Genomic DNA, 16443 nt, shown 5'->3' on the forward strand with positions numbered 1-16443 from the left:
AGTATAGCTGGACCAGTTCGTCGTGCGGTAGCGGGCGGGTATCGGCTTGCTCATCCGGTCTGTCTAACCGCATGGATTCACGATGTGAATCCCGCACGGTCAGAGTTGTGCAACAACGCCCTGACGATGGCCGCCAACAACCTCGCCCGACTGCCCCGGCTGCTGGCCGCATGACGACGAGGGGTGGCATCGGGCACCCATACCTCGCCTCGACCAGCAAGACGCTCACCGCTGCCGCCCAAACAGAGGGAAAACTGTTCCGCCTCGTGGACTTCTTCAGCAGCCTGGTAAAGGTGACATAGTTGGAAAAACAGGCCTTGGTGGCCTCGATCATGTTCATCGCAAACCCCTCCGCACCGCCTGTGCCGGTTGCCGCCCGTCCTGGCTCTGCCGATTGCCCCCGGTCGGGCGGGTCACACCGCATTGCGGATGTTAGCGCCCGATCCGATCCCGCACAACGGCATCAAAGGGGGGACTGGTCAGCGCCGCGCGGATGGGCTAGCTAGGGACCAGGGCGCAAGGCGCCCGTCCAGAACCGGGCAAACCGGCGGATCAGGGAGATATCTCGACGCCGGGCAGCCCCGCGTGGCGTGCTGCCACCCGGTCTAGACGACGAAACCACAACAGGACCGAAGGTCCGCGACCTAGGGAGTATCGCATGAAGAAACTGCTTCTGGCCTCGACCGCCGCCTTTGCGCTGGCGGGCGCTGCGCAGGCCGAGGAAATCAAGATCGGCATCCTGCTCGGCTTCACCGGCCCGCTGGAATCGCTGGCCCCCGACATGGCGTCGGGCGCGGAACTGGCGATGAAGGAAGTTTCGGATTCGGGGCTGCTGCTGAACGGCGCGACCGTCACGCCGGTCCGCGCCGATTCGGGCTGCGTCGACGCGGCGCTGGCCACCGCCTCGGCGGAACGCCTCATCACCTCGGACAAGGTCAAGGGCATCGTCGGCGGCGACTGCTCGGGCGTGACGACCGCGGCGCTGACCAATGTGGCCGTGCCGAACGGCATGGTGATGATCTCGCCCTCGGCAACCTCGCCCGGCCTGAGCACCGTGGACGACAAGGGCCTGTTCTTCCGCACCGCGCCGTCGGACGCGCGTCAGGGTCAGGTCATGGCCGACATCCTGAAGGATCGCGGCATCACCAAGGTGGCCGTGTCCTACACCAACAACGACTACGGCAAGGGCCTGGCCGACAGCTTTGCGGCCGCCTTCACCGCCCAGGGCGGCACCGTGACGATCAGCGCCCCGCATGAAGACGGCAAGGCCGACTATTCGGCCGAAGTCGGCGCACTGGCCTCGGCCGGTGGCGAAGTGCTGGTGGTGGCCGGTTACATCGACCAGGGCGGCGCCGGCATCACCAACGGCGCCATCGACAGCGGCGCCTTCGACACCTTCATGTTCCCCGACGGCATGTTCAGCCAGGCGCTGGAAGACAACTTCGCCGCCAAGACCGAAGGTTCGTTCGGCCAGCACCCGGGCACCGAAGGCGACGGCGTGTCGAAGTATCACGAGATGGGCGCGGCTGCGGGCTACAACCCGAAGAACGCCTTCTCGCCCGAAGCCTACGACGCCGCGGCGCTGATCCTGCTGGCGATGCAGGCGGCCGGGTCCAGCGACCCGCAGGTCTACAAGGACAAGGTGATGGACGTGGCCAACGGGCCGGGCGAACCCATCATGCCGGGCGAGCTGGCCAAGGCGCTGGAAATCCTCAAGAACGGCGGCGACGTTGACTATGTCGGCGCGACCTCGGTCGAACTGATCGGGCCCGGCGAATCCGCCGGCAACTACCGCGAGTTCGAGATGAAGGGCGGCAAGATCGTGACCGTCCGCTTCCGCTGATCCTGTGATCTGCAGGTGAACTGGCGCGGCCCGGAGCATTCCGGGCCGTTGCCGTAACGAGACGGAGCCACCGGCCGCCAGATCGGAAACGGTGCGCCCATCGGGGAGACGGACATGATCGTTGTGCAGGATCTGCACAGGCATTTCGGCGGATTCCGGGCCGTCGACGGTGCCTCGCTGGAAATCGCCACGGGGTCGATCACCGGGTTGATCGGGCCGAACGGCGCAGGAAAGACCACGCTTTTCAACGTGATCGCCGGGCGCCTGCCGCCCACGTCGGGCCGCGTGCTGATGGCGGGCGAGGACATCACCGGGTTGCCGCCGCACCAGCTGTTCGCCAAGGGGCTGCTGCGCACCTTTCAGATCGCCCACGAATTCGGCAGCATGACCGTGCGCGAGAACCTGATGATGGTGCCCTCGGGCCAGTCGGGCGAAACGCTGTGGAACACCTGGTTCGGGCGCAAGCGCATTGCCGCCGAGGAGCGCGCCTTGCGCGACAAGGCCGACGAGGTGCTGGAGTTCCTGACCATCAGCCATCTGGCCGACCAGAAGGCCAGCCAGATTTCCGGCGGGCAGAAAAAGCTGCTCGAACTGGGCCGCACCATGATGGTGGACGCGAAGATCGTGTTCCTGGACGAGGTCGGGGCGGGCGTGAACCGCACTCTGCTGAATACCATCGGCGATGCCATCGTGCGGCTGAACAAGGAGCGCGGCTATACCTTCTGCGTGATCGAGCACGACATGGATTTCATTGCCCGCCTGTGCAACCCGGTGATCTGCATGGCCGAAGGCAAGGTGCTGGCGCAAGGCACGGTGGACGAGGTCAGGAACGACGAGCGGGTGATCGAGGCCTATCTGGGCACCGGCCTGAAGAACAAGGTCAAGGAGGAGGCCGCGCATGGTTGAACGTGGCGCCGTGTGGCCGGCGCCGGGGGGCGCTGCCCCCCGGACCCCCCGGGATATTTTCGGACAGAAAATGAAGGCGCGGGTGCTTTCGGTGCGGCAGGGGGTGCAGCATGGCTGAACCCTTTCTGATCGGCGAAGGCATGACCGGCGGCTATGGCGGCGCCGACATCCTGCACGGCTGCACGCTGGCGGTCGAGAAAGGCGAGATCGCGGTGATCGTCGGGCCGAACGGTGCCGGCAAGTCCACCGCGATGAAGGCGGTGTTCGGCATGCTGAAGCTGCGCCAGGGGCGCGTCCGGCTGGCGGGTGAGGATATCACCGGCCTGAGCCCCCAGGCGCGCGTGATCAAGGGCATGGGATTTGTGCCGCAGACCCACAACATCTTCACCTCGATGACGGTCGAGGAAAACCTGGAGATGGGCGCCTTCATCCGCACCGACGATTTCCGCGATACGATGACGCAGGTTTACGACCTGTTTCCGATCCTCAAGCAGAAGCGGCTGCAGCCGGCAGGAGAACTGTCGGGTGGCCAGCGCCAGCAGGTTGCGGTGGGGCGCGCGCTGATGACGCGGCCATCGGTGCTGATGCTGGATGAACCGACGGCGGGGGTTTCCCCGATCGTGATGGACGAGTTGTTCGACCGGATCATCGAGGTGGCGCGCACCGGCATTTCCATCCTGATGGTGGAGCAGAACGCCCGCCAGGCGCTGGAGATCGCCGACAAGGGCTATGTGCTGGTGCAAGGCGCCAACCGTTTTACCGACACGGGCAAGGCGTTGCTGGCGGACCCCGAGGTCCGGCGTTCGTTCCTGGGGGGCTGAGGCGATGGATATTCTCAACGCCATCGTGGCGATGCTGAACTTTGTCATCATTCCGGGGGCGGCCTATGGCGCGCAACTGGCGCTGGGGGCGCTGGGGGTGACGCTGGTTTACGGCATCCTGCGGTTTTCCAACTTTGCCCACGGCGACACCATGGCCTTCGGCACGGCGCTGACCATCCTGGTGACCTGGGGCTTCGTGGCACTGGGGATCACCTTCGGGCCGCTGCCGACGGCGCTGCTGGCGCTGCCTTTCGGGATCGCGGCCACGGCGCTGATGGTGCTGGCCACCGACCGGGTGGTCTATCGCTTTTACCGCAAGGTCAAGGCGGCGCCGGTGATCCTGGTGATGGTGTCGATGGGGGTGATGTTCGTGATGAACGGTATCACGCGCTTCATCATCGGGGTGAACGACATCAATTTTGCCGACGGCGAGCGTTTCATCATCAACGCCCGCGACTTCCGCGCGGCGACCGGGCTGGAGGAGGGCTTGGCCTTCCGCACCACGCAGGCGATCACGCTGGTGGTCGCGGTGATGGCGGTGGCGGCGCTGTTCTGGTTTCTGAACCGCACCCGCACCGGGAAATCGATGCGGGCGTTTTCCGACAACGAGGACCTGGCGCTGCTTTCGGGCATCAACCCCGAGCGGGTCGTGGCCGTTACCTGGATCATCGTTGCCGCGCTGGCGACCACCGCCGGGGTTCTTTACGGCCTCGACAAGAGCTTCAAGGCCTTCACCTATTTCCAGCTTTTGCTGCCGATCTTTGCTGCGGCGGTCGTCGGGGGGCTTGGCAACCCGATCGGGGCGATTGCGGGCGGCTTCGTGATCGCGTTTTCCGAAGTCACGGTGACCTATGCCTGGAAAAAGGTTCTGACCTATCTGCTGCCGGCAGAATGGGCGCCCGAAGGGTTGGTGCAGTTGATGGGCACCGACTACAAGTTCGCGGTCAGCTTTGCCATTCTGGTGATCGTGCTGCTGATAAAGCCCACCGGCATCTTCAAGGGGAAATCGCTATGAGCGTGAACCTGCGCAATCTCGCGCTTTTTGCGGCGCTGGCGGTGCTCTATTTCGGAACCGCCATGATCTATGGCTGGAACCTGACCCTGACCATCGTGAACATGGGCCTGATCAGCGCCATCATGGCGCTGGGGGTGAACATGCAGTGGGGCTATGCCGGGCTGTTCAACGTGGGCATCATGGGATTTGTGGCCCTGGGGGGCCTGGCAACCGTGCTGGTCGCCATGCCGCCGGTCGAAGCCGCCTGGGCCGCCGGCGGCGTGCGCGTGCTGCTGGGCCTGGTGGTGGGTGCCGCGTCGATGGTGGCGGCGGTGCTGGTCTGGACGCGGCTGCCCAAGGGGCGGGTGCGGGGCATCGCATTGCTGGCGGTGCTGATCGTCGGCTTCGTGCTGTACTCGCAGGTCTTCGACCCGGCGGTGCGCGCAGTCGAGGCGGTGAACCCGGCCAGCACCGGCTATCTGGGCGGGTTGGGGCTGCCGATCCTGCTGGCCTGGCCTGCGGGCGGGCTGCTGGCCGCCGGCGCGGCCTGGCTGATCGGCAAGACGGCCCTGGGCCTGCGGTCGGATTACCTGGCCATCGCAACGCTGGGCATTTCCGAAATCGTCATCGCGGTGCTGAAGAACGAGGATTGGCTGGCGCGCGGCGTCAAGAACGTGACCGGCCTGCCCCGCCCGGTGCCTTTCGAGGTGGATCTGCAGCAGGCGCCGGGGTTCCGGGCCTGGGCGGCGGACTGGGGCCTCGATCTGGCCACCGCAAGCTCGATCGTGGTCAAGCTGTGCTATGCCGGGCTGTTCCTGGTGGTGCTGCTGGTGCTGGTATGGCTGGTGGAATCCGCCTGGCGTTCGCCCTGGGGCCGGATGATGCGCGCCATCCGCGACAACGAGGTTGCTGCCGCCGCGATGGGCAAGGATGTGACCCGGCGCCACCTTCAGGTCTTTGTTCTGGGCTCGGCGATCTGCGGCATCGCGGGTGCCATGATGACCACGCTGGACGGGCAGTTGACCCCGGGCAGCTACCAGCCGTTGCGGTTTACCTTTCTGGTCTGGGTGATGGTCATCGTCGGCGGTTCGGGCAACAACTGGGGCGCTATCCTGGGCGGGTTCCTGATCTGGTGGCTTTGGGTCATGGTGGAACCCCTCGGCCTGAACCTGCTGACGGTGCTGACGATGGGCATGTCCGAAGGGTCGTGGCTGAAGGCGCACCTGACCGATGCGGCCGCGCATATGCGTTTGCTGACGATGGGGTTGGTGTTGCTGCTGGTCTTGCGCTTCAGCCCGCGCGGGTTGATACCCGAGAAGTGACGGGCGCCCGGCCTTCGCCGGACGCGATGGCCAGGCTTGACGGGAGGCGCGATGCGCACGGCGGACTTCGACGTTCTGTGCATCGGTTCGGTGCTGTGGGATGTGATCGGCCGCTCGTCGGCGGTGATGCGGCTGGGGTCCGATGTGCCCGGCCGCATCACCCGCCTGCCCGGCGGCGTTGCGCTGAACATCGCCATGATGCTGGCGCGGTTCGGCATGCGGCCGGCGCTGCTGTCGTGCATCGGGCGCGACAGCCAGGGCGAGGATCTGATGGCGGCCTGCCGGCACCTCGGGCTTGAAACCGCGCTGGTCTACAGGTCGGACGACCTGCCCACCGACCGCTACATGGCCATCGAAGGCGCGAACGGCCTGATCGCCGCCATAGCCGATGCGCATTCGCTGGAGGCTGCCGGTGCGCGGATTCTGCGCCCGTTCGAGGATGGGCGCCTGCCCACCCCCTACACCGGCCTTGTGGCGCTGGACGGCAACCTGACGCTCGGGCTCTTGTCCGACATCGCCACATCACCGGTGTTCGCCGGTGCCGACCTGCGCGTGGCCCCCGCCAGCCCCGGCAAGGCCGACCGGCTGCGCCCGCTGATCGGCCATGCCCGCGCCACGCTGTATGTGAACCGCGAGGAAGCGGGCCTCTTGTGCCAGACCGACTTTGCCGATGCTGCCGAGGCGGCGGCCGGCCTCGTCGCGCGCGGTGCCGCGCGGGCCGTGGTGACCGACGGGGGCCGCATGGCCGCCGAAGCCACCCGCGGCGCCGAGGTGCTGACGGGCGCGCCGCCGCCGGTGATGGTCACCCGGGTGACAGGCGCGGGCGACACCTTCATGGCCGCGCATGTCGCGGCGGAATCGCGCGGCGCCTCGCGCAGCCAGGCCCTGACCGAGGCTTTGCAGCGCGCGGCCGTTTATGTCTCGGGAGAGATCGGAACATGACCCTGCCCTTGCATTTCATCCCCGAAGTGCGCGCAGCACTCGATGCCGGAAGGCCGGTGGTGGCGCTGGAATCCACCATCATCACGCACGGGATGCCTTACCCCACCAACGTCGATACGGCCCGCGCGGTCGAGGCGGCGGTGCGCGCCGGCGGTGCGGTGCCGGCGACCATCGCCATCATGGGCGGTGCCATCCGCGTGGGGCTGGACGACGCCGCGCTGGACACGCTGGGCCGCACCCCCCACGCCCGCAAGCTGAGCCGCGCCGACCTGGCGCATTGCCTGGTGACCGGCGAGGTGGGGGCAACCACCGTGGCCGCCACGATGATCTGCGCGCATCTGGCGGGGATCGGCGTGTTTGCCACCGGCGGCATCGGCGGGGTGCACCGCGGGGCCGAAACCAGCTTCGACATCTCGGCCGACCTTTACGAACTCGGCGCCACCCCGGTTACGGTGGTGGCAGCCGGCGCCAAGGCCATTCTGGACCTGCCCAAGACGCTGGAGGTGCTGGAATCGCTGGGCGTGCCTGTGATCGCCTTCGGCCAGGACGATTTTCCCGCCTTCTGGTCGCGCTCCAGCGGGATGAAGGCGCCAATGCGTGCCGACGACCCGGCCACCATCGCCGCCGCCCACCTGATGCGCGGCCGCCTGGGCCTGCCCGGCGGGCAACTGGTCGCCAACCCCATTCCGCCCGAACACGAGGTGCCGCTGCAAGAGATCGGCCCCGCCATCGAGACCGCCCTTGCCGAAGCCGCGGCGCAAGGCATCGCTGCCAAGGCGGTGACCCCCTTCCTGCTGGACCGGATCGTGGCCTTGACGGGCGGGCGGTCGCTGGAAAGCAACACGGCACTGGTGCTTGCCAATGCCCGGCTCGGGGCAGCGATCGCCGTGGAGCTGTCGCGCCTTTCGCGGGGGTGAAACCCGCACTGTCGCAACCTTGTGCCGGTGCAACGGCATGCTTAGGTCACAGTGCCTGTGCCGCCCGGAGAAGCCGATGTCCGACCCGAAACGCCCTCGCCGCAGCCTGACCGCAGGCATCCGCGCCAGCTTTCTGACCGGGCTGGTGGTGATTGCGCCGGTCTTCCTGACTGGCTGGCTGATCTGGAGCGTCACCGGCTGGATCGACGGCTGGGTTCTGCCGCTGATCCCCTGGCAGTTCCGCCCCGATGCGCTGGTCGGGGTGGACCTGCGCGGGGTCGGGCTGGTGGTGTTTCTGGTTTTCACCGTGATTGTGGGCTGGGTCGCCAAGGGGCTGATCGGCCGGTCGCTGATCCGCTGGGCGGAAAACCTGGTGGACCGGATGCCGGTCGTCCGGTCGATCTATGGCGGGGTCAAGCAGATTGCCGAAACCGTCTTTGCCCAGACCGATACCAAGTTCGACCGCGCCTGTCTGGTGGAATACCCCCGCCCCGGCATCTGGGCCATCGGCTTTGTCTCGACCCGGGCCAAGGGCGAACTTGCCCAGGCCCTGGGCGACCACGGCGAAATCCTCTCGGTCTTTCTGCCGACCACGCCGAACCCCACGTCGGGCTTTCTGCTGTATGTGCCGGCGCGCGACGTGATCCTGCTGGAGATGAAGGTCGAAGATGCGGCCAAGCTCATCATTTCGGCCGGGTTGGTCTATCCCAACGCCAAGGAACCGGCGTTGCCGCCGCCTGGCCAGGGCTAACCGACCGTCTCCAGAACCCAAAGGCCGGTCAGCACCAGCGCGGCCAGGAACGCGGTTTCCGCCAGCAGCAGTGCCATGGCCCCGGCGCCCACCTGCATCAACCGCGCAACCGAGGTTTTCATCCCCACCGCCGCCACCGCCATCAGCAGGGCTGCGCGCGAAATGTCGCCCGCTGCCGCCGTCAGCCAGTGCGGCAGCACCAGCATGGAATTGAGCGTTGCCAGCGCCAGAAACCCCAGAACGAAGCCCGGCAACAACGGCGGCCGGTCGCCGCCAGCCTTGCCGCGCAGGACCAGCGCCGCCACCAGCACCACCGGCGCCAGCAACGCCACGCGGATCAGCTTGACCAGCGTGGCGACCTCGCCGGTGTCGGGCGAAACCGAAAAGCCGGCCCCGACCACCTGTGCCACATCGTGAATGGTCGCGCCCAGAAACACGCCGGTCAGCCGATGGTCGAGCCCCAGCGCCGCCGCCAGCATCGGATAGGCGATCATCGCCAACGTGGACAGGATCGTCACCCCGACCACCGCAAACACAAGGTCGCGTTCGCCCTTTTCGCCGCGGGGCAACAGGGCCGCCAGCGCCATCGCCGCTGAAGCACCGCAAATGGCCACCGCACCGCCGGTCAGAAAACCGAAGCCGCGTGCCGCACGAAACCGGGGCGCCGCCAGCAGCCCGAAACCGATGGTGGCAACGACCCCGGCAAGAATCAGCGCCAGAACCGGCCAGCCGAGGCCCAGGAACAGCTCGGCACTGATGCGCAGGCCCAGCAGCGCCACCCCCAACCGCAGCACCCCGCGCGCGGCAAAGGCGATGCCGGGGGCCGTGCGCCCCTCCTCCGACAGAAAGTTCAGCGCGATCCCAAGGAGAATCGCCATCAGCATCGCCGGCGCGCCATAATGTTCCGACAGGAACTGCGCCGCCACTGCCACAAGCGCGGCCACCATGAGCCCGGGCAGATGCGCGCGCCACCACCCCGGAGAAAGCAAATCCCAGTCCATGCCTTGGCTTAGCAGGCGATCCCATTCGGTTCCTGCCATTTTTCGCCGCGCTCATGTCGTATTTCGCGGCAACCGGACGGGCGTCTGTGCACCCGATGCCTGCGGCAACTCGAACGCTACCGATGCCCGCAATCGCATGCTATAAATCAAGAAACTGCTTGACAGGCACTTGCAATGCCGCTTCTGGAGCCCAGATCAGGCGCAACGCCGGCGCATGCGTGCCGCGTGGGGTAACACAGGAAAGGATCCGGCCATGGACCTTCGGTCCGGCATGCCCAATCAGATCGACGCCGAGCCTGTGGTGCCCGGCTGCACGCCGCTGCCCGCCTCCGAGATGGAAGCGAATGCCCGCGCCGCGGCCGCATTCCTGAAGGCACTGGCCCACGAGGGGCGGCTGATGATCCTGTGCCATCTGTCGTCGGGCGAAAAATCGGTGACCGAGCTGGAAAAACTGCTCGACAGCCGGCAGGCCGCCGTCAGCCAGCAGCTCGCCCGCCTGCGGATGGAAGGGCTGGTGTCGTGCCGGCGCGAAGGCAAGGCGATTTACTATTTCCTGCACGACCCCAAGGTGCGCAGCGCCATTGGCCTCGTCTACGACCTGTTCTGCCACAAGCACTGATCGGTTTGCGGGCCCTCGATCTGAGGCCGGACCACGAGCCTCGACCGTATCCAGGCAAAAAAGCCCCGCCGACCGGCGGGGCATCTTCATTGTGCTGCGCATTTTTCAGGGCACACCGACGCGCGATTATTTCGGCGCGATCATCATCACCATCTGGCGCCCTTCGAGCTTGGGCATGGATTCGATCTTGCCGACCTCGGCCACATCGGCGGCCACGCGATTCAACAGGTCCATGCCAAGCTGCTGGTGCGCCATCTCGCGCCCGCGGAAGCGCAGCGTGATCTTGACCTTGTCGCCTTCGCCCAGGAATTTCAGCACAGAGCGCATCTTTACATCGTAATCGTGGTCGTCTGTCCCGGGGCGGAACTTGATTTCCTTGATCTCGATGATCTTCTGTTTCTTGCGCGCCTCGGCTTCGCGCTTTTGCTGTTCGTACTTGAACTTGCCGAAGTCCATGATCTTGCAGACCGGCGGTTCGGCATTGGGCGAGATTTCGACAAGGTCGAGCCCCGCTTCTTCGGCCAGCATCAGGGCGCGCGACGGGGTCACAACTCCGATGTTTTCGCCATTCGCCCCGATCAGGCGAATCTCCGGTGCACGGATGCGGTCGTTCACGCGCGGCCCGGTTTCGCGTTGCGGCGGGGCGTTGTGAGGTCTGCGGGCTATGGCTTTGCTCCTTCGGTCATGGATCGTGGCGCGCAAAATAGACTTTCGGTGCGTCGGGTTCAACCCGCAAAACCCCGCGAGACCGGTCGGCAGGCTTTCGCTTGCGTTGCGGCAGCGCAGCATTTGCCCTTTTCTTTGGCCGCGCCGTCTGGCAACCCCGCGGGAAGCAACACGATCGGCAGGAGACTCACATGAACAAATCCGTCATCATCGGTGCGATTCTGGTGCTGGCCGCCGCGGGCGGCTACTACCAGTTCAGCGTCGTTCCGGCCCGCCAGGCGGCAGAACAGGCCGCGCAAGCCGAAGCCGCCGCCCGGGCCGAAGCCGAGGAAGCCGCCAGGAAGGCCGCAGAAGAAGCCGCCGAAGCCGAGCGCAAGGCCGCCGCGGAAGCCGCTGCCAAGGCTGCGGCCGAAGCCGAGGAAGCCGCCCGAAAAGCCGCCGAGGAGGCTGCTGCCGCCGCCAAGGCCGCTGCCGAGGAAGCCGCCGCCAAGGCGACCGAGGCCGCCGACGCCGCGGCCAAGGCCGCGCAGGATGCGCTGGCCTCGCTCGGGGCCGCCCTCGACCCGGCGAACTTCGATGCGGCCCGCATCAATGCGGCGCTCGATGCCACCACACTGGACGACTCGACCCGCATGACGCTGAAAACGCTGGTCGAGGCAGCTGGCGCCAACCCCGCCCTGGTCGATACCGCGATCACCCAGATCAAGGCCGCGCTGGGTCTTTGACACGCGAGGGTCCGGGCGCCCCGCACGGGCGCCCGGCCTTTTGCGCGCGGGCAGCCCGGGCACGCGCAATCCCCCTTTCCGGCTTCAAGGCGGCAGGCTATATGCGCGGCCATGACCGACCTGCAGCACATCCGCAACTTCTCGATCGTGGCCCATATCGACCACGGCAAATCCACGCTCGCCGACCGGCTGATCCAGTCGACCGGCACTGTCGCCGACCGCGACATGAAGGAGCAGTTGCTCGACAGCATGGATATCGAGCGCGAACGCGGCATCACCATCAAGGCCAACACCGTTCGCATCGACTACAAGGCGAAGGATGGCGAAACCTATGTGCTGAACCTGATCGACACCCCCGGGCACGTCGATTTCGCCTACGAGGTTTCCCGCTCCATGCGCGCGGTCGAAGGCTCGCTGCTGGTGGTGGACGCCTCGCAAGGGGTCGAGGCGCAGACGCTGGCCAACGTCTATCAGGCGATCGACGCCGGGCACGAGATCGTGCCGGTGCTGAACAAGATCGACCTGCCGGCCGCCGACCCTGACCGGGTAAAGGAAAACATCGAAGACGTGATCGGCCTGGACGCGTCCGATGCGGTGATGATTTCGGCCAAGACCGGCCTGGGCATTCCCGACGTGCTGGAAGCCATCGTCACCCGCCTGCCGCCGCCCATGGGCGACCGCAATGCACCCCTGAAGGCCATGCTGGTGGACAGCTGGTATGATGCCTATCTGGGCGTTGTCGTGATGATCCGCGTGATGGACGGCGTTGTGCGCAAAGGCGACCGCATCAAGATGATGCAGACCGGCGCGGTCTACGGCATCGACAAGCTCGCGGTGCTGCGCCCCAAGATGGTGGACTGGCCCGAGCTTGGCCCCGGCGAGATCGGCGTCTTCACCGCCTCCATCAAGCAGGTGCGCGACACCCGCGTGGGCGACACGATCACTCACGAACGCAAGCCCTGCGATGCCGCCCTGCCCGGCTTCAAACCGGCGCAGCCGGTGGTGTTCTGCGGATTGTTCCCGGTGGATGCCGCCGATTTCGAAGCGCTGCGCGACGCCATCGAAAAGCTTGCGTTGAACGACGCAAGTTTCAGCTACGAGATGGAAACCTCGGCCGCGCTCGGCTTCGGCTTTCGCTGCGGATTCCTCGGGCTCTTGCACCTCGAGGTCATCCGCGACCGGCTGGAACGCGAATACGACCTGGATCTGATTACCACGGCGCCTTCGGTGGTCTATCACCTGCACATGCGGAGTGGCGAGGTGCGCGAGCTCCACAACCCCGCCGACATGCCCGACCTGACCCATGTGGACCATATCGAGGAACCACGGATCAAGGCAACCATCATGGTGCCTGACGAATACCTGGGCGATATCCTCAAGCTTTGCCAGGATCGGCGCGGCATCCAGCTGAACCTGACCTATGCCGGCAACCGCGCGATGGTGGAATACGACCTGCCGCTGAACGAGGTGGTGTTCGATTTCTACGACCGGCTGAAGTCGGTGACCAAGGGCTACGCCAGCTTTGACTATTCGATCACCGGCTACCGCGAGGATTACCTGGTGAAAATGTCGATCCTGGTGAACGACGAACCCGTGGACGCGCTGTCGATGATGGTCCACCGCGACCGGGCCGAGGCGCGGGGCCGCGCGATGGTGGAAAAGCTCAAAGAGCTGATCCCCCGGCACATGTTCAAGATACCGATCCAGGCGGCCATCGGCGGCCGCGTGATCGCGCGCGAGACCCTGTCGGCGATGCGCAAGGACGTGACCGCCAAGTGCTATGGCGGCGACGCCACCCGCAAGCGCAAGCTGCTGGACAAGCAGAAGGCCGGCAAGAAGAAGATGCGTCAGTTCGGCAAGGTGGAAATCCCTCAGGAAGCCTTCATCAACGCGCTGAAGATGGACAGCTGAGCCGAACCGCCCAAAACGGCAAAGGCGCCCCGGGCCGCGGTCCGGGGCGCGTTTTTTTGCATCGGCCGTGTCAGCCGAAGGTGTTGTCGCGCGGGAAACCGCGCGGCGCCATGCGGCCGGCGGTGGCGCGGTGTGCAAGCCACTCGGTCAGGTCGGGTTCGGTTCTGGTGCGGCCGGCCGGGTCTTTCCACGACAGGCCCTGCGCCAGCGTCAGCGTCGTCAGGTCCGACAGGCCACCGTCCTTGAACTTCTGCAACCGCACGCCTTTGCCGCGCTGCATTTCCGGGATCTGCACCAGCGGAAACACCAAAAGCTTGCGGTTGTCGCCGACCGTGGCCACGTGGTCGCCGGCGACCTTGCGCACCAGCCGGGCCTTGACGCCTTCGGCCAGCGTCAGAACCGCCTTGCCGGCGCGGGTCTGGGCCAGCACCTCGTCGCTGGCCACGACAAAGCCATCGCCGACCTCGGAGGCCACGATCAGCTTTTCGCCGGGCCGGAAGATCAGCAGATCGACGATTTCGGCATCGTTGGGCAGGTCCACCATCAGGCGCACAGGTTCGCCCATGCCGCGCCCGCCAGGCAAGGCCACGGCCGACAAGGTGTAGAACCGCCCGTTCGCGCCGAACAGCAGGATCTTGTCGGTGGTTTCGGCGTGAAAGGCAAAGCGCGGGCCGTCGCCATCCTTGAACTTCTGTTCCGCGTCCAGTGCCACGTGGCCTTTCAGCGCGCGCACCCAGCCCATGCGCGAACAGATCACCGTGATCGGTTCGCGTTCGATCATGGCCTCGGCGGAAAGTTCCACCACCTCGCCGGCCTCGGCAAATCCGGTGCGGCGGCGCCCGGCGGGTGTGTCAGCGCCGAAATCCAGCGCGACCTTGCGCAGTTCCTCGCCGATCCGCTTCCACTGCCGGCGCTCGGACCCGAGCAGCGCCTCCAGCTCGGCGCGTTCCTTCTTCAACGCGTCGCGTTCGCGCCGAAGCTCCAGCTCCTCCAGCCGCCGCAAGGACCGCAGCCGCATGTTGAGGATCGCCTCGGCCTGCACCTCGGTCAGTTCGCCGGTGCCCTTGGCAGGGGGCACGTAATCCTTTTCCGACAAGGCGCGGGGGAAATCGCGCCCCCAGACCTCGCGCATCAGCGCGGCCTTCGGATCGTCGTCGTAACGGATGATGTCGATGACCCGATCGAGGTTCAGATAGGCGATGATGAAGCCTTCCAGCACCTCCAGCCGATGGTCGATCTTTTCCATCCGGTGCCGCGCGCGGCGTTGCAGAACGTCGCGGCGGTGGTCCAGAAAGGCGCGCAGCACCTCTTTCAGCGAACAGACCTTGGGCGTCTTGCCATCGATCAGCACGTTCATGTTCAGCGCAAAGCGGATTTCCAGGTCCGAATTGCGAAACAGCTGGCCCATCAGCATCTCGGGGTCCACGGTGCGGGCGCGCGGTTCCAGCACGATGCGCACATCGTCGGCGGATTCGTCGCGCACATCGGCCAGGATCGGCACCTTTTTCAGCTGGATCAGTTCGGCCAGCTTCTCGATCAGCTTGGACTTGGCCACCTGATAGGGGATCTCGCGCACCACGATCTGCCAGTTGCCGCGGCCCAGGTCTTCTTTCTCCCACCGGGCGCGCAACCGGAACGCGCCGCGACCGCTGCGATAGGCTTCGGCGATGGCGGCGCGATCCTCGACCAGCACCCCGCCGGTGGGAAAGTCGGGGCCCGGGATGTGGCGCAGCAGGTCGTCGTCGGGCAGCGCAGGGTCGTCGATCAGCGCAAGGCAGCCTGCCACCAGTTCGCCGATGTTGTGCGGCGGAATGTTGGTGGCCATGCCCACGGCAATGCCGCTGGCGCCATTGGCCAGCAGGTTCGGAAAGGCTGCCGGCAGCACCACGGGTTCGCGCAGCGTGCCGTCATAGTTGGGGCGGAAGTCGACCGAGTCTTCGTCCAGCCCTTCCAGCAGCGCTTCGGCCGTGGCGGCCATGCGCGCCTCGGTATAGCGGGCGGCAGCCGGGTTGTCGCCGTCGATGTTGCCGAAGTTGCCCTGCCCGTCCACCAGCGGATAGCGCATGGCAAAATCCTGCGCCAGCCGCGCCATCGCATCGTAGATCGCGGCATCGCCGTGCGGGTGATAGTTGCCCATCACATCGCCGGTGATCTTGGCCGACTTGCGGAAGCCCCCGGTGGACGACAGGCGCAATTCGCGCATCGCATAAAGGATGCGGCGATGCACGGGTTTCAGCCCGTCGCGCGCATCGGGCAAGGCCCGGTGCATGATGGTCGACAGCGCATATTGCAGGTAGCGCGCCCCGATCGCCCGCGAAAGGGACTCGGAGGTCAGGCCATTTTCTGGTATCTCGGTCATGCGGAGGGTGTAATCCGCGCCCTGTTCCCGGTCCAGTGCGAATTGCGCATCACAGCCCGGGGGCCGGGCCGAACGAGATTGGATTTGCGCGCGGATTATTGCGGCGGCGCAGTCATTTGAAGAAAGGATAACATCATGGCCGGTTTGGGTTTGATGCGGCTGGCGGTGCTATTGGCCGGGTTGGGACTGGCCTTGTATGCCGTGATGACGCTGAATCTGCCGGCGCCGCAGGACCGGACGGCAGCGGGTGAAACCAAGGCGTCGCCCGCCACGGAGCCCGAAGCGACCCGCCCCGGCACGACCGCATCCCGCCCGGTCCTGCCGGCCGGCATGCAGCGTCTGGCCGATGCGCCGATCCGCGGAGCGACACGACCGACGATCCTGCAAGAAGCGGTGATCGACCCCGCAGCCGTGCAGCCCATGACGGCCAGCGCCCGGCCCGAACCGACCCGCGTGTCGGCATTGCCGGCCGGCAGCATCCGTCGCGTGACCGCCAGCGGTGCGAATGTCCGAGGCGGCCCTTCGAGCGGGCATGATGTGGTCGGGCGTCTGGCGCGCGGCGAGGAGGTGGAAGTTATCGAAGATGGCGCAAACGGCTGGCTGCGCATCCGCATTCAAGGTGACGGGATCGAAGGCTGGGTGTCCGCCCGCCTGCTTGCGCCCTAG

15 protein-coding genes are annotated in these 16443 nt (G+C 66.3%); 12 read left to right on the top strand and 3 right to left on the bottom strand.

The features are described from left to right. The first annotated feature begins 658 nt into the window (after positions 1-658). From ACK4S2_RS10345 to ACK4S2_RS10380, 8 genes are all read left to right on the top strand, one after another. On the top strand, positions 659-1843 hold the full coding sequence (locus tag ACK4S2_RS10345) for an ABC transporter substrate-binding protein (RefSeq protein WP_409623756.1): 1185 nt from the start codon (positions 659-661) through the stop codon (positions 1841-1843). A gap of 114 nt (positions 1844-1957) precedes the next feature. Further along, entirely contained in the window at positions 1958-2749 is a 792-nt protein-coding gene (locus ACK4S2_RS10350) for an ABC transporter ATP-binding protein (protein ID WP_409623758.1), read from the top strand. Between the two features lie 110 nt (positions 2750-2859). Further along, complete coding sequence (locus tag ACK4S2_RS10355; RefSeq protein ID WP_409623760.1) at positions 2860-3570, top strand: ABC transporter ATP-binding protein; 711 nt, start codon at positions 2860-2862, stop codon at positions 3568-3570. 4 nt (positions 3571-3574) lie between these two features. After that, a complete protein-coding gene (locus tag ACK4S2_RS10360) occupies positions 3575-4585 on the top strand; it encodes a branched-chain amino acid ABC transporter permease (protein ID WP_409623762.1) in 1011 nt (336 codons plus the stop codon). Further along, positions 4582-5886, top strand: a complete 1305-nt coding sequence (locus tag ACK4S2_RS10365; protein WP_409623764.1) for a branched-chain amino acid ABC transporter permease — start codon at positions 4582-4584, stop codon at positions 5884-5886. Before ACK4S2_RS10360 ends, ACK4S2_RS10365 begins: the two co-directional genes overlap by 4 nt. 51 nt (positions 5887-5937) lie before the next feature. Continuing rightward, a complete protein-coding gene (locus ACK4S2_RS10370) occupies positions 5938-6828 on the top strand; it encodes a PfkB family carbohydrate kinase (protein WP_409623766.1) in 891 nt (296 codons plus the stop codon). Next, positions 6825-7745, top strand: coding sequence for a pseudouridine-5'-phosphate glycosidase (locus ACK4S2_RS10375; RefSeq protein WP_409623768.1), 921 nt, complete (start codon positions 6825-6827; stop codon positions 7743-7745). Before ACK4S2_RS10370 ends, ACK4S2_RS10375 begins: the two co-directional genes overlap by 4 nt. Before the next feature lie 76 nt (positions 7746-7821). Further along, positions 7822-8496, top strand: coding sequence for a DUF502 domain-containing protein (locus ACK4S2_RS10380; protein WP_409623770.1), 675 nt, complete (start codon positions 7822-7824; stop codon positions 8494-8496). Here ACK4S2_RS10380 and ACK4S2_RS10385 read toward each other — a convergent pair. Next, on the bottom strand, positions 8493-9497 hold the full coding sequence (locus ACK4S2_RS10385; protein WP_409623811.1) for a YeiH family protein: 1005 nt from the start codon (positions 9495-9497) through the stop codon (positions 8493-8495). The two genes, ACK4S2_RS10380 and ACK4S2_RS10385, sit on opposite strands and share 4 nt — an antisense overlap. Positions 9498-9831: 334 nt before the next feature. On the opposite strand from ACK4S2_RS10385, the gene ACK4S2_RS10390 reads away from it, so the two are divergent. After that, entirely contained in the window at positions 9832-10116 is a 285-nt protein-coding gene (locus ACK4S2_RS10390; protein WP_409623813.1) for an ArsR/SmtB family transcription factor, read from the top strand. Between the two features lie 126 nt (positions 10117-10242). On the opposite strand, the gene infC is transcribed toward ACK4S2_RS10390, so the two are convergent. Further along, on the bottom strand, positions 10243-10782 hold the full coding sequence (infC, locus tag ACK4S2_RS10395; protein WP_409623815.1) for a translation initiation factor IF-3: 540 nt from the start codon (positions 10780-10782) through the stop codon (positions 10243-10245). A gap of 191 nt (positions 10783-10973) precedes the next feature. Between infC and ACK4S2_RS10400 the strand changes: the two genes are divergently transcribed. Both ACK4S2_RS10400 and lepA read left to right on the top strand, forming a co-directional pair. Then, on the top strand, positions 10974-11507 hold the full coding sequence (locus ACK4S2_RS10400; RefSeq protein ID WP_409623771.1) for a hypothetical protein: 534 nt from the start codon (positions 10974-10976) through the stop codon (positions 11505-11507). Between the two features lie 111 nt (positions 11508-11618). Then, positions 11619-13418, top strand: coding sequence for a translation elongation factor 4 (gene lepA / locus ACK4S2_RS10405; protein WP_409623773.1), 1800 nt, complete (start codon positions 11619-11621; stop codon positions 13416-13418). A gap of 70 nt (positions 13419-13488) precedes the next feature. Here the strand turns inward: lepA and ACK4S2_RS10410 are convergent, their stop codons facing one another. Continuing rightward, positions 13489-15777 (bottom strand): DNA topoisomerase IV subunit A, encoded by a 2289-nt coding sequence (locus ACK4S2_RS10410; RefSeq protein WP_409623775.1) that lies wholly within the window; start codon positions 15775-15777, stop codon positions 13489-13491. A gap of 135 nt (positions 15778-15912) precedes the next feature. On the opposite strand from ACK4S2_RS10410, the gene ACK4S2_RS10415 reads away from it, so the two are divergent. After that, positions 15913-16443: an SH3 domain-containing protein gene (locus ACK4S2_RS10415; protein WP_409623777.1), complete on the top strand. Its 531-nt coding sequence runs from the start codon at positions 15913-15915 to the stop codon at positions 16441-16443.

Origin of the sequence: Gemmobacter sp. (assembly GCF_046292685.1) — a bacterium.
GTDB lineage: Bacteria > Pseudomonadota > Alphaproteobacteria > Rhodobacterales > Rhodobacteraceae > Wagnerdoeblera.

Excerpts from the sequence above, each read along its gene's own strand:
- ACK4S2_RS10415 (WP_409623777.1), top strand. The coding sequence starts at position 15,913 with ATGGCCGGTTTGGGTTTGATGCGGCTGGCGGTGCTATTGGCCGGGTTG.
- ACK4S2_RS10380 (WP_409623770.1), top strand. The coding sequence starts at position 7,822 with ATGTCCGACCCGAAACGCCCTCGCCGCAGCCTGACCGCAGGCATCCGC.
- ACK4S2_RS10385 (WP_409623811.1), bottom strand. The coding sequence starts at position 9,497 with ATGGACTGGGATTTGCTTTCTCCGGGGTGGTGGCGCGCGCATCTGCCC.
- ACK4S2_RS10370 (WP_409623766.1), top strand. The coding sequence starts at position 5,938 with ATGCGCACGGCGGACTTCGACGTTCTGTGCATCGGTTCGGTGCTGTGG.
- lepA (WP_409623773.1), top strand. The coding sequence starts at position 11,619 with ATGACCGACCTGCAGCACATCCGCAACTTCTCGATCGTGGCCCATATC.
- ACK4S2_RS10350 (WP_409623758.1), top strand. The coding sequence starts at position 1,958 with ATGATCGTTGTGCAGGATCTGCACAGGCATTTCGGCGGATTCCGGGCC.
- ACK4S2_RS10400 (WP_409623771.1), top strand. The coding sequence starts at position 10,974 with ATGAACAAATCCGTCATCATCGGTGCGATTCTGGTGCTGGCCGCCGCG.
- ACK4S2_RS10355 (WP_409623760.1), top strand. The coding sequence starts at position 2,860 with ATGGCTGAACCCTTTCTGATCGGCGAAGGCATGACCGGCGGCTATGGC.
- ACK4S2_RS10390 (WP_409623813.1), top strand. The coding sequence starts at position 9,832 with ATGGAAGCGAATGCCCGCGCCGCGGCCGCATTCCTGAAGGCACTGGCC.
- ACK4S2_RS10410 (WP_409623775.1), bottom strand. The coding sequence starts at position 15,777 with ATGACCGAGATACCAGAAAATGGCCTGACCTCCGAGTCCCTTTCGCGG.
- ACK4S2_RS10360 (WP_409623762.1), top strand. The coding sequence starts at position 3,575 with ATGGATATTCTCAACGCCATCGTGGCGATGCTGAACTTTGTCATCATT.
- ACK4S2_RS10345 (WP_409623756.1), top strand. The coding sequence starts at position 659 with ATGAAGAAACTGCTTCTGGCCTCGACCGCCGCCTTTGCGCTGGCGGGC.
- ACK4S2_RS10375 (WP_409623768.1), top strand. The coding sequence starts at position 6,825 with ATGACCCTGCCCTTGCATTTCATCCCCGAAGTGCGCGCAGCACTCGAT.
- ACK4S2_RS10365 (WP_409623764.1), top strand. The coding sequence starts at position 4,582 with ATGAGCGTGAACCTGCGCAATCTCGCGCTTTTTGCGGCGCTGGCGGTG.